Raw genomic sequence first — 12870 nt, forward strand, 5'->3', positions numbered from 1 at the left:
TGAACTACTCAGAAAGCCTGTTACTCAAAGCCGTTATTAGCGTTGGAACATCCTCCGACGTTAGTCCGCCTCAAGGAGAGCCTTATGCCGTGGTATGCGTGGTTGATTTTAGTGGTAGCGATCGGGTCGATCGTCGGTGGGCTGCTGATGCTGCGTGACAGCGCCAACAAGGTAGAACTCACCGACGAACAACGCAAACGCGTGGTCGAGCGCAACGCCCAGGCGGACGCCAAGGACGCGCAGGACCGCTGAGGCGGGTTATTCCCGCCCTTTATTCCCAGTCTGCCTTGGCAATATGCAAACCGTGCTGCCCTTTGTAGGCAGCACGCTCAGGCTGGCTCCAGCCGTTGAGCAACGCCTCCTCCAAGCGATAGATCTCTACGCCCAACGGGCGGCACACGGTCAATGGGTCTTGTGCGTCCGGCCCCCACATCGGCAGCGACAGGTCCCCGCCCGGGCATGTCGACAATGCACAGAGCAAATCAATCTCGGCAAAAAACTCCAGGTAATCGCCCTTCTGCGCCGGGCAAGCTTTCATGAAGTACATGTCGTCGTGATTAAGGCCGGTGCACTGGAAAATATTCAGCACGTCGTGCACGTCAAATTCTGTGAGGCCATGGGGCAGCACTGCGCGGGTCAAATTGGAATGGCAGTGGTGGTGGAAGTCTTCGCCGGTGAGCATGCGGTTCACATACGGGTCACAGCGGGTGCCGAGCAAATCGTGCAGGCGCCCGCCGTGTTCGTCGATGCCATAGCTTGCCAGGCTGTCATCGGTGATGGTCACCAGGGGGCGCAGAAACGGCAGGTTCGACCATAGCCGGTCATAGGTACTGACATGGGCGCCCTGCAACTGCCGCGTGCGTGCCGCCCATAGGCGTTCGCGCGGGTCATTGGCGTTCCAAACGTTGAAGTCGCCGACCTGTGGGCCTACCGGCGTCGTCACGCGAAACACATGCCCGGCCGGCACTTTCCACGCCCTGCCCGTGCGAATCGGCACTTCAAACTGCTCGATCAAAGTGCGTTTATCCGCCTGGTCGCGAATACGCGCGTAGAAGGCCGTGTCCACTTGCAGCGCCGAGCCTTTGCTGACCTGATAGGCGGCCGGATAGTCTTTGTACATGGGTGCAATCCTCCATCAAGGGTAATCAAACAGCGCCAGGGAAAGACGTTCAGAGTCGTGCAGGTAGAGGCTCATCGCCTCCTGCGCAGCTGATTTATTGCCCTGTGCCAGCAAGGTGTAGATCTCACGATCACGCTCCAGCCAGGGCGACTGAAAACGTTGTTCATCGGGCGCCGCGCAAAACACCAAGCGCAATTGAGCGATCACTTGGGCGAAGAACTCATCGAATAATGGGCTGCGCATCAACCCGACAACGTGCTGGTGGAACACCAGGCTGTGAGTGGCAACGGCGCGCCAATCTTCACGCTCGCGCGCCAGCGTGGTGGCTTCGATGGCATTTTGCATGCGCACGTCGTGGTCGCCCGTCAGCGTGCCACTCTGGGCGATGGCCTGCAGCTCAAGGGTACGGCGTACTACGAACAGGTCGCGTACTTCGTCGCGCGCCACACGCCTAACCATCACGCCTTTGTTGCGCACATAGCGGGTAAGCCCCTCCTGCCCCAAACGGTGTAACGCTTCGCGAATGGTATTGCGCGAGGCGTTGTAGCGTTTGACCAGGTCCACTTCGACCAGCGCCATCCCCGGTAAAAGCCGCCCACCCATGATGTCGGCGCGCAGTTCAAGGGCAATCTGGTCGGCTAGCGACAAGCTGAGCGTCATTATTACGCCTCGATTGTTGAACAATTCATGCAGCAGATGTAATCACTTTTCATGCCAAGCCCGCTGAATCCTGTCTCTATGGGTAAACGGGCTCGACTCCGCTAAAATGCGCACTCGTTCTAGAGGCCGTCCTATGCGTTATTCAACAGACCACAAAGCCCAGACTCACCAACGCATCATCAAGGAAGCCTCCGTCAGATTTCGCCGCGATGGTATTGGCGCTACCGGCCTGCAGCCCTTGATGAAAGCCTTGGACCTGACGCACGGCGGGTTCTATGCGCATTTCAAGTCCAAGGATGAACTGGTGGACAAAGCCCTGATGGCTGCCGCCGCAGAGCTGGATGCCCATTGCGCAATGTTGTTCAGCCAGGAACGACCGCTGGACGCGTTCATCGACAACTACCTGTCGCAGTGGCACCAGACCTCACCAGGTGAAGGCTGCCCGCTGCCTACGATGTCGTCGGAGCTGGGCCTGCGAGGGCAGCATAGTCCGGTAACGGATGCGGTACTTGAAGCCAGGCTGACGCAGATCGACTCAGCATTGGAGCATCCCAAGGGTGAACACGAGAGCCTGGTACTGATGTCGACGCTGGTGGGCGCATTGGTGTTGGCCAGAAGCGTCGAAAGCTCGGAACTGGCAGCCCGCATCCTGGAAGGGGTAGGTGGGTGTTTGAAAGCACAGGTCTCGGACAAACAGAAGGCCGGTCAATGACCGGCCTCTTGCACAGGCTTTACACCCTTAGTTGATTGCCAGCCTGTCGCGGTTTTTCTCCAGCAACGCCTTGCCGATACCTTTGACTTCCAGCAGTTCGTCTACCGCGGTGAAAGGACCATTGCTGTCACGATAGGCGATGATCGCCTTGGCCTTGGCGGCGCCAATACCGAACAGGTCGCGGCGCAGTGATTCCGCGTCGGCGGTGTTGAGATTGACCTTGGTGGATTGCTCGACGTTGGCCATCTGGGCCGTGATAGGTGCCGGGGCTTCGGTTTTGATGGAAGGGGCTGCGGTGGTTGCTACGGAGAGGCTGGTGAGGACGGCAAAGATCAGGGAAGAAATATAGGCGTTTTGCATTGGTGACACTCCATGACATCGGTAGAAGAAAAGCAGCTTTCCAAAAGCTGCTTTTCTAACTTAGGCGATGTGGCGAGAGAGTCAAAAGTGGGTGAGTAACAGGGTGTTAACTCACGGCTCCAAACGACGCTGCTGGTAGATCCAATCGACGATTTCGCCGTCGGGAGAGTAGCCGCTCACGGTGTCGCGCAGCAGTTGGCGAACGCGCGAATAATCATCCGCATCTATTGCTGCCAGCAGCTCAGAGAGCTTGCCTTTGAGCACATCCCAGGACAGATGGTCTTCATTGGCACTCATGATCATGGGGTGCTGAGTGGCAACCACGTTGTCGCCTATCAGTAACTCTTCGTAAAGCTTTTCGCCCGGACGCAGGCCGGTGAATTCAATCGCGATATCCCCGTGGGGATTTTTGTCGGAGCGCACGCTCAAGCCGGAAAGATGAATCATCTTCTCTGCCAGCTCGACAATTTTCACCGGCTCGCCCATGTCCAGCACGAATACATCACCGCCCTGACCCATGGAGCCAGCCTGGATAACCAACTGCGCCGCTTCTGGGATGGTCATGAAATAGCGGGTGATTTTCGGGTGGGTGACGGTGATCGGCCCTCCCCATTTGATCTGCTTGTGAAACAGGGGAATAACCGACCCCGAGGAGCCCAGTACATTGCCAAAACGCACCATGGTAAAACGGGTTTTGTTGACACAGGAGATGTTGAATTTGTCGCCAAACATGACCGGAGCCAACTCGCGGCTCAGGGCCTGCAGCGTCAGTTCAGCCAGGCGCTTGGAGCTGCCCATCACATTGGTAGGTCGCACCGCTTTGTCTGTGGAGATCAGGACGAAGTTGGCAACCCCCACCTGAAGCGCCGCCTGAGCGGTGTTGAGCGTTCCGATCACATTATTGAGCACGCCTTCGGCAATATTGTGTTCGACCATTGGCACATGTTTATAGGCCGCCGCGTGGTACACCGTATCGACGCGCCAGGCTTTCATGACGTCCAGCAACTTGGCCGGGTTACGCACAGAACCGAGGATCGGCAGCAACTTTATCGGCAATGATTCGCGGGTGACGCGCTGCTCAAGTTCCGAAAGGATGCTGTAGAGGTTGAACTCGCTGTGTTCGAACAACAACAAGGTGGTGGGGCGCAACGACAGGATCTGACGGCAAAGCTCAGAACCGATGGAGCCGCCGGCGCCCGTCACCATCACGCATTGACCCTTGATACAGTGCTCCAGCAAATCGCCCTGGGCAGGCACGGAATCACGCCCCAACAGGTCGGCAATATCGACCTCCTGGATGTCATCAACCTTTACCCGACCGCTGGCCAGATCCATAAACCCGGGCACACTGCGCACATGCAACGGGAAACCTTCCAGGAAGCCAAGGATTTCACGGCGCCGACCTCGGTTGGAGGATGGAATAGCCAGCAGGATCTCTTGGGCGCCGGTCGCATCAATCATGCGTTGTATATGTTTAGGCTTATAGACCTGGAGGCCGGATATGACGCGATCGGCAATACTGGCATCGTCATCGATGAACGCAACCGGGCGCATCAGCCGCCCTATTCGCAAGGCCGCCACCAGTTGGTTGCCGGCCGCTCCCGCACCATACACGGCAACCCGCGGCAGCCCGTCGTCACGGCTGGTGAACGGCACGTGTTGGGAGGCGGAGAACCAGTCGCCAAGGAAGTACTGGCGCATGGCCAGACGCAGCCCGCCGACCATAATCAGACTGAGCCACCAGTAATTGAAGATGATCGAGCGTGGGACGACGTGCGTGTGGTTACTGTTCCAGTAGACCACCAGGCCCAGGATCAAGGCGGACAAGCTCACGGCCTTGATGATGGCGATCAGCGCATCGTTACCGAAATAGCGCATGACGGCGCGGTACATCCCAAAGCGAACAAACAGCGGGATGGCGACGACAGGTGCTGCGACAAACAGCCAGAGATGGTCCCGAAATGGGTTGGCCATCTCATCAATGCCGAGCCGCACGACAAATGCCAGCCACAGAGCGGCCCAGACCACCACGACGTCCGTAGACACCTGAATCAGGCGTTTTTTACGACGCGGCAGTCCCACCAAACGGGCCCGTAACCTTTCCATCATCCCTTCGTCCACCTCAGGCAATTCCTCTCGTTAATGACCACGTGGCCGTACGACACATCCGACTGATTCAAAACCTTTTGAATCCTCAGGCGCCTTCCTTTGCAGTGTCAGCTTTTTCCAGTTCGCCTGCATGGTATTTGATCGCCAGCACCACCAGGGGCACATAAGCGATAACCGCACCCAGCGCGCCGTCCAGCCCCAACACGACCACGCACAGCGCCACCGGCAGTAACCAGAACAGGTTCAGCCCGGCGACAGCGAGTGTCACTGGCAAATGCCGGCCAAATCGCCGCGAAGCAAACTGATAAGCGTGGCTGCGATGTGCCTCGTACACCTTGTCTCCACGCACCAGACGACGTATCAACGTGAACGTGGCGTCTACGATGAACACCCCCAGCAAGATCAGCCACGCCCACAGTAGCGGCGAGGACACCCAGGCCGCCTGGAGTGATAAAACCCCCAGGACAATCCCTAGAAAACCGCTGCCGGCATCGCCCATGAATATCCGCGCGGGAGGAAAGTTCCAGAAAAGAAATCCAGCCACCGCCAACGCCAGGGTCATTGGCAACCACGCCAAACCTGTGTGTCCACTCAAACCGTACAGCAAACACATGCCCAGGCACGCGCAGATAGCTTCAACACTGGCAATACCGTCGATACCATCCATGAAGTTGTATAAGTTCAGCATCCAAACCAGGTAAAAAGCAGCGAGCACGCTCCCTACCCATCCCAGGTTTGCAGCAAAGCCAAATACGCTTATCTCAGGCAAACCGCCTAGCCAGTATAGCGCCCATGCGGAAGCCACAAAGTGCCCCGCCAAACGCCAACGGGCGGCGATATGCCCGTGGTCATCCATAAAACCGATGATTGCAATCAAGGCACCCGCGCCACCCACGGCCAGCAGGACAGGCATTGAAACGACCTGCCCCCATGCCAGCAAAGGCAAAGCCAGTAGGAAAGAGACTACGATCGCTACGCCTCCCCCTCTGGGAGTGGGGACTGTATGGGAGCTACGCGCAATGGGAATATCAATGATGCTATGAGCCAGCGCGTAGCGTCGTAACGCAGCGGTCAACACCCACGAAAAAAACCCTACGACGACTACAAACCACCAATATGTCATTGTTTCTTATCACTCTTATACTGCGCAGCGACGGATGCCAGTGCGTTATCCACCGAGACGGGAGGCGACCATTGCAATAAGGTTACGGCCTTTTGGATATCAACCTGCAGTGAGCCACACAATCTCTGTGACAGCGCCTTTTTACCCAAGAGCCTGGCAGCCGTACTGAGCATCCAGGCCGGGATGGGCAGCAGGCGAGCGGGCCTGCCGAGCGCTGCTGCGGTCCGACGCAAAAGCTGCGTGGTGGAGAGATCCTCACCGTCGCTGACCAGGAAGATCTGGTTGGCCGCTGCCGGGTGATTAATCGACGTCACGATCAAGTCCACCAGATTATCCAGCGCCACCAGACTGCGGCGGTTATTGATCGCGCCAAAGGGCAAAGGCACACCGTTATCCAACCAACGCATCATGTTCAGGAAGTTAGCTTTGACGCCTGGGCCGTAGACCAGCACTGGGCGAATGATCACGACCTCCATACCCGTGCGCTCAGCCAGGGCCAGCAACCCCTGCTCCGCTTCCATTTTCGAAATACCGTAGGGATCACTCGGCTCAGGTGTGTCATCCGCCGTATAAGGCTTGCCGGGCAAGGTGCCCTCGCCGTTCACCTTGATCGAACTGATGAAGATAAAGCGCCGCACGCCAGCCTGTGCCGCCTGCTCCGCAAGGTTCAACGTGCCCTGCACGTTGACCTTGCGAAAGGCCGCCAATGGGTCCGTTTCGACATCGTTCATGACATGCACACGCGCCGCGCAATGAACCACCGCATCGATGCCAACACAGTTTTCGTGCCAGTTCGTGGTGTCAAACGCGTCAAACCAAACCGTGTGAGCAGCCTTCTCAGGCACATTGGCGCCATGACGAACAGCTGCCGTGACAGTGACGCCATCCATGATTAAACGGCGCAATACCGCGCTGCCAACAAAACCGCTGGCGCCCGTCAACAAAACAGATTGCGACATCATTGCTGTTCCTTACGTAAAGTTGCCTCGCGAAACAGCGTTTCCAGACGAGTCATCAACGTTAGCTTCGAATAATTTTCAAGATAATACCGCCGGCCTGAGGCGCCCATTTCCTTGCGCTGCTCGCCATCGAATAAAGCCAATTTCGATGTTATTTGCGCCAAGGCAGCTGCATCACCTGACGGGCAGCACAACCCGGCGCCTGCGGCTTCGATAACACGTGCGGCTTCGCCATTGATCATGCCCAGGATCGGCTTGCCCGACGCCAGGTAGGCCTGCACTTTTCCGGGGATGGTTTTCTCAAACACATCGTTGGTTTTGAGCGAAACAAGCAGTGCGTCTGCGCAAGCGAACAAGCTAGGCATTGCCTCCAGCGGATGGCGTCCCAACAAAAGCACGTTACCCATGTCGCGAGCGCGCACTTCATTGGCGAGCCACTCACTCATACGGCCATCGCCTACAATCACCCAACGGACCGCGACCGTGCCTGCCAGTGCGCGAGCAGCTTCAATGATCGCGGGAAAATCCTGCGCATCTCCCAGGTTACCTGCAAAGAGCACGGTAAAAACCGAGTCATCTCGGTCAAGTAACGCGGAGGTTGGTTGCGCCGTGCCGGAGAAATCGTCCTCAGCCCAACTCGGAAAATACACCAGGCGATCAAGGGCAATGCGCTTGGTGCAGTAGCCCTTTACGTTCTCAAGAAAACCATGGGACTGCAGCAGCAAGTAATCAGCGCGATTGTAAATCCACGACACCATTCGCCCCACGGTCTTCAGCAATATAGGGTTGCGTACAACGCCTACCGCCCGCAGGGTTTCCGGCCACAAATCCAATACCCAGATGAACACCGGTGCGCGTTTGATCCGGCCGAGTACCAACGCAGGAATAGCAGCCATGACCGGTGAAACGGCATAAACGAAGACGGCGTCATAGCGCTCTGAGCGTAACTTCCAAGGCCCCAAGAGTGATGCCGAAATAAAAAACGAGGCATAGTTCAACATCAGGCTAATGCTGCGCTTCCCACGCGGCACCAAGGGCACACGGACTACTTTCGCACCTGCATATTCAGCAAACTTCTCCGGCGCGGCGCGATAACTGCTGTAGACGCTGCCTTCGGGATAGTTGGGGAGCCCTGTCAATACCGTAACGTTATGCCCCTTCTCGGAAAAATCACGCACAAGATCATTAATACGCATATTTTCCGGCCAAAAATATTGCGTAACGACGAGTATATTGAGTTTACGATCAGGCATTGACATAAACTCGATTAGTAGCGTTTCCAGACTATCCGATTCACATAATCAGTATAGCTGTGAATAATCCGAGCTACTTTTTCGGAAACATTCGGCATGCTGTAATCAGCCACCTGGCGCAAGGTCCTATTTTCTTCGGTACCCTGCCCTTCCAATACGCTCAGTCCTTGAAGCACTCGATTAACCTCCAGTCCAACCATCATTACCGCAGCTTCTTCCATGCCTTCCGGGCGCTCGTGAGCTTCACGAATGTTCAGTGCCGGGAAGTTCAATATCGATGACTCTTCGTTAATCGTTCCGCTATCAGACAGTACCGCCTTGGCGGTCAGCTGCAACTTGTTATAGTCCTTGAAACCCAACGGCTTGAGCAACTTGACGTTCTTGTGGAAGACGATGCCCATGGCATCTACGCGTTTTTGCGTGCGCGGATGGGTGGACACGATCACCGGGAAGTCATACTGCGCAGCCACGGTATTGAGCACATCCGCCAACTTCAAAAAGTTCTTATCCGAATCGATGTTTTCTTCACGGTGCGCGCTGACAACGAAGAACTTGCCTTTTTGCAGGCCCAGTCGTTCAAGAACGTCCGACGCCTCAATACCTTCACGGTAGTGAGTCAGTACCTCAAACATCGGGCTACCGGTTTTAATCACCATGTCTGGAGACAGGCCTTCGCGTAACAGGTAGTCACGTGCAATGGTGCTGTAGGTCAGGTTTATATCCGCCGTGTGGTCAACGATGCGACGGTTAATCTCCTCCGGCACCCGCATATCAAAGCACCGATTGCCGGCCTCCATATGAAACGTCGGAATCTTGCGGCGCTTGGCAGGGATCACCGCCATACAGCTATTGGTATCCCCTAGCACCAGCAGTGCTTCAGGTTGAATCTCGGCCAGCACGCGGTCGACCGAAATGATGACGTTACCAATCGTTTCCGCGCCACTGGCACCGGCCGCGTTTAAAAAGTGGTCGGGTTTACGAATGGCCAAATCCTGGAAAAAGATCTCATTGAGCTCGTAATCGTAGTTTTGGCCGGTGTGCACCAGGACATGATCACAATGCCTGTCAAGCGCATCAATAACGCGCGACAAGCGAATGATTTCAGGGCGGGTACCGACCACCGTGACAACTTTCATTTTTTTCATAACTGGATGCTCAAGATTATAGTTAGGCTTCAGTGCCGACAGCCATTGAGAAAGTGTCCGGATGCTCACGGTCAAAAATCTCATTAGCCCAGAGCATAACGATTAACTCACTGTCGCCCACATTGGTCACGTCGTGAGTCCAACCCGGCACCGTCTCGACAATCTCGGGTTCTTCTCCCCTGGTGAATAACTCATAAAACTCACCCGAGACGATATGCCTGAATCTAAAGCACGCGTGGCCTTTGATAACCAGAAACTTTTCAGTCTTGGAGTGATGGTAATGGCCACCCCGGGTAATCCCTGGGTGGGCAGTAAAGAACGAAAACTGACCCGCATCCGGGGTTTTAAGCATCTCGACAAACGTTCCCCGCGGGTCCTCATATTTGGGAACCTTGTAGGTAAAACGTTCGGGAGGCAGGTAGCTCAAGTAGGTGGAGTACAGCGCGCGAACCAGGCCTGTACCCACACGTTCACTGACCATAGTGGTACGGCTGTCTCGAAAGGCCGACAGTTGCTCGACCAGGCCGCCAACACTGATGCTGTATTGAGGCTCAACGTCGACAAAGCCCTGGGTGCTGACGTTGCCATCCATGACCTGGATAAACCGGGTCACCACGTCATCAATATAAACAAGGTTAATCATCGCCTGCGGATCATTGATCTTGATCGGGATATCACGGGCGATGTTATTGCAGAATGTCGCAACGGCAGAGTTGTAATTAGGGCGCGCCCATTTACCAAACACGTTGGGCAAACGGAATAGGTAGACGGGAACATTCGCAGACGACTGCAGATTAAGCAGTAACTCTTCAGCCCCACGCTTGCTGCTGCCGTAAGGGTTATCCAGTTCAGCCTGACTGGACGACGTATACAGCACCGGCACACGCCGACCACTGCTGATGACCGCATTGCAAAGCGCACCGGTCAGGTCCGTATTCCCGGTATTGAATTCCTGCGGGTCAACAGGCCGGTTGACACCAGCAAGGTGGAAAATAAAATCCACCTGCGCTACCAGGCCAGGCAGGCTCGAGAGATCATCGTCGCGAGTAAAGCGCACGACGTCGATATCATCACGCTCTCCAAGATGCGCGACGAGGTTCTGGCCGACAAAGCCATTGGCGCCCGTGATCAAAACCTTCATTGCTTATTCCTCAGGGGTTGCGTGCTCACCGCGCTGAATTGCACGCATGAAGTCCAATTTCAACAAAAGCTTTTCCATACCGGCAACGTCCAGCCGCTCGGTGTTGTGGGAATTGTAGTCTTCGGTTCTGGAAATTTTGGTTTCGCCCTGCTCTACAAACTTGGCGTAATTGAGGTCACGCAAATCAGGTGGGATACGGAAGTATTCGCCCATGTCTTCAGCGCACGCCATCTCTTCACGGCTCAGCAGCGCTTCAAACAGTTTCTCGCCGTGGCGGGTACCGATCACCTGAATCTCATGCTCAGGCTTACCCACCATGGCAGTCAGTGTCTTAGCCAATACTTCCACGGTGGCAGCTGGCGCTTTTTGCACAAACAGATCACCGTTGTTGCCATGTTTGAACGCGTAAAGCACAAGGTCGACGGCGTCGGCGAGGGTCATCATGAAACGCGTCATGTTCGGATCAGTCAGGGTCAACGGCAGGCCAGCGCGGATCTGCTCAATGAACAACGGGATCACCGAACCACGGGATGCCATGACGTTGCCGTAGCGCGTACCGCAAATGACGGTCTTTGTCTCATCAACATTTCGCGACTTGGCGACCATGACTTTCTCCATCATCGCCTTGGAGATCCCCATGGCGTTGATAGGGTATACAGCCTTGTCGGTGCTCAGGCACACAACACGCCTGACCCCGTTCTGGATCGCGGCTTCAAGCAGGTTCTCGGTCCCCAGCACGTTGGTCTTGACCGCCTCCATGGGGTGGAACTCGCACGACGGGACTTGCTTTAACGCGGCGGCGTGAAAAATGTAATCGACGCCGCGGGTAGCGTTCAACACACTTTGATAATCTCGAACGTCACCGATGTAAAACTTGAGCTTGGAGTTTGCGTAGCGCTTACGCATGTCATCCTGTTTTTTTTCGTCGCGGCTGAAAATTCGGATTTCGGTAATATTGGTATCCAGAAAGCGCTTAAGAACGGCGTTACCGAAAGAACCGGTCCCCCCAGTAATGAGCAGCTTTTTTCCTTCAAACATATCGTTCTCCTTTAATCTCTTCTAATAACTTACGTACCTGTACACCAGGCATTTTATTGTCAACGATAAATCTTTTGGCAGAACGGCCCTTTGCCAAAAGCTCCTCGTCAGAAAGCCTTGACAACTCTAGCAGCTTGTCCCTCAGGCCATTATCACCCAGCGGGACCACAAAGCAAAACTCGTAATACTCATCGGGGATGCCATCCAGCTCATACATCAACACGGGCGTACCCGAGGACATGTATTCAATGACTTTCGAAGGGAACGAAAATTTCGTAAAAGCAGATTCGTTATCCCGAGGGTTGATCAGCAGCTTCGCTTGACGCTGATAATTGAGCACTGCACTGCGGTCTAACTGCCCAAGAAATTTCACCTGAGGGTGCGCAGCCGAAATTGTTTCAACATATTTACGGTCGTCACCATCACCGCAAATTAGCAATTCGTATTGATCAATACCGGCGGCAATGAACGAGTCAAGCAAATTCCTTATGCCATAACGGCGGTCTAAGGTCCCCGTGTAAAGAAAGTAATTCAACTTGCCCTCAGGCTCGCCGGCCGATAGATACTTTTCATCCGCAATGCCTTCTATGACCACTTTTTTCATGGAACTGTGAAAGACATTCAGCATTTGAGCGGTGATAGCTACGATACTATCTGCACGATTAACGACAAAATAAGAGACCTTTGACAGCACCTCGAAAAGCGACTTCATGAACCCGGTTCTTACACTCATGTATTCGGGCAGGTCCGGGACGATTACACACAGATGAACGTCCTTTTTTATTCGCTTGACGATATGACACGCCACCAAGAACGGCAGGTGCATCGAATAGCAGACCAATACACAATCTTTGCCATTATGTTTGTTGACATGAGCAATAATCTGCGTAATTGCGAGGACAACCTTATGAATATTCTTGACCACTGAAAGGTTGAAGAAACCTACATTAAAGACGGTTGCACGCCCCAGCAGCTCAGTACTTTGCACTGGCCGAAAATACACATCGTCGTATCGCTTGGGGTAAGCGCCAATGAAGGGCAAATTAATCACGGATACAGACTGCACACTCTCATTCTGGCAGAACCCATCGAGGTAGTTTTTTTGTAGCGTGTCCGCGGCGTATTGCATACTGCCCTTGGACTTGCGGGTGATTTGCCCCTTGTCCAACTCGGTAAAAATCCCACCCAAGAACAAAATATTCACACAGACCTCACTTAAAAAAACGTCGACAGATGTACGGCTGCACGCA

The 12870-nt window shown here is 54.8% G+C and carries 13 protein-coding genes; 2 read left to right on the top strand and 11 right to left on the bottom strand.

The features are described from left to right. The first annotated feature begins 84 nt into the window (after positions 1 to 84). Positions 85 to 252 carry a DUF2897 family protein gene (locus tag P5706_RS23780; protein WP_017136085.1) on the top strand — a complete coding sequence of 56 codons (168 nt, stop codon included), beginning with the start codon at positions 85 to 87 and terminating at the stop codon, positions 250 to 252. A 19-nt stretch (positions 253 to 271) separates the two neighbouring features. Here the strand turns inward: P5706_RS23780 and P5706_RS23785 are convergent, their stop codons facing one another. Beyond that, positions 272 to 1120 carry an urea carboxylase-associated family protein gene (locus P5706_RS23785; protein ID WP_200433255.1) on the bottom strand — a complete coding sequence of 283 codons (849 nt, stop codon included), beginning with the start codon at positions 1118 to 1120 and terminating at the stop codon, positions 272 to 274. Positions 1121 to 1135: 15 nt separating this feature from the next. Next, a complete protein-coding gene (locus tag P5706_RS23790) occupies positions 1136 to 1780 on the bottom strand; it encodes a GntR family transcriptional regulator (RefSeq protein WP_285682150.1) in 645 nt (214 codons plus the stop codon). Positions 1781 to 1913: 133 nt separating this feature from the next. Here P5706_RS23790 and P5706_RS23795 point away from each other — a divergent pair, with 133 nt between their 5' ends. Continuing rightward, complete coding sequence (locus P5706_RS23795; protein WP_285682152.1) at positions 1914 to 2492, top strand: TetR/AcrR family transcriptional regulator; 579 nt, start codon at positions 1914 to 1916, stop codon at positions 2490 to 2492. Positions 2493 to 2519: 27 nt separating this feature from the next. Here P5706_RS23795 and P5706_RS23800 read toward each other — a convergent pair whose 3' ends face one another. The 9 genes from P5706_RS23800 to P5706_RS23840 all read right to left on the bottom strand — a co-directional run bounded on the left by P5706_RS23800 (position 2520) and on the right by P5706_RS23840 (position 12824). After that, a complete protein-coding gene (locus P5706_RS23800; protein WP_200433258.1) occupies positions 2520 to 2852 on the bottom strand; it encodes a ComEA family DNA-binding protein in 333 nt (110 codons plus the stop codon). Positions 2853 to 2963: 111 nt separating this feature from the next. After that, the gene (locus tag P5706_RS23805) at positions 2964 to 4958 is read right to left on the bottom strand and encodes a polysaccharide biosynthesis protein (protein ID WP_425540596.1); all 1995 of its coding nucleotides are present in this window, start codon (positions 4956 to 4958) and stop codon (positions 2964 to 2966) included. Between the two features lie 88 nt (positions 4959 to 5046). Next, complete coding sequence (locus tag P5706_RS23810) at positions 5047 to 6084, bottom strand: MraY family glycosyltransferase (protein ID WP_285682155.1); 1038 nt, start codon at positions 6082 to 6084, stop codon at positions 5047 to 5049. Next, positions 6081 to 7043, bottom strand: coding sequence for a UDP-glucose 4-epimerase family protein (locus tag P5706_RS23815; protein WP_285682814.1), 963 nt, complete (start codon positions 7041 to 7043; stop codon positions 6081 to 6083). The genes P5706_RS23810 and P5706_RS23815 overlap by 4 nt, the downstream gene beginning before the upstream one ends. After that, positions 7043 to 8296: a glycosyltransferase family 4 protein gene (locus P5706_RS23820; RefSeq protein ID WP_285682157.1), complete on the bottom strand. Its 1254-nt coding sequence runs from the start codon at positions 8294 to 8296 to the stop codon at positions 7043 to 7045. The genes P5706_RS23815 and P5706_RS23820 overlap by 1 nt, the downstream gene beginning before the upstream one ends. Positions 8297 to 8310: 14 nt before the next feature. After that, complete coding sequence (wecB, locus tag P5706_RS23825; RefSeq protein WP_200433261.1) at positions 8311 to 9441, bottom strand: non-hydrolyzing UDP-N-acetylglucosamine 2-epimerase; 1131 nt, start codon at positions 9439 to 9441, stop codon at positions 8311 to 8313. Between the two features lie 22 nt (positions 9442 to 9463). Then, a complete protein-coding gene (wbjC, locus tag P5706_RS23830; protein WP_285682158.1) occupies positions 9464 to 10582 on the bottom strand; it encodes a UDP-2-acetamido-2,6-beta-L-arabino-hexul-4-ose reductase in 1119 nt (372 codons plus the stop codon). Positions 10583 to 10585: 3 nt separating this feature from the next. Then, entirely contained in the window at positions 10586 to 11620 is a 1035-nt protein-coding gene (locus tag P5706_RS23835; RefSeq protein ID WP_285682160.1) for a polysaccharide biosynthesis protein, read from the bottom strand. Then, entirely contained in the window at positions 11613 to 12824 is a 1212-nt protein-coding gene (locus P5706_RS23840) for a glycosyltransferase (protein ID WP_285682162.1), read from the bottom strand. The genes P5706_RS23835 and P5706_RS23840 overlap by 8 nt, the downstream gene beginning before the upstream one ends. Between the last annotated feature and the right edge of the window lie 46 nt (positions 12825 to 12870).

The organism is Pseudomonas sp. ChxA (assembly GCF_030263855.1).
Classification (GTDB): domain Bacteria; phylum Pseudomonadota; class Gammaproteobacteria; order Pseudomonadales; family Pseudomonadaceae; genus Aquipseudomonas; species Aquipseudomonas fluorescens_CB.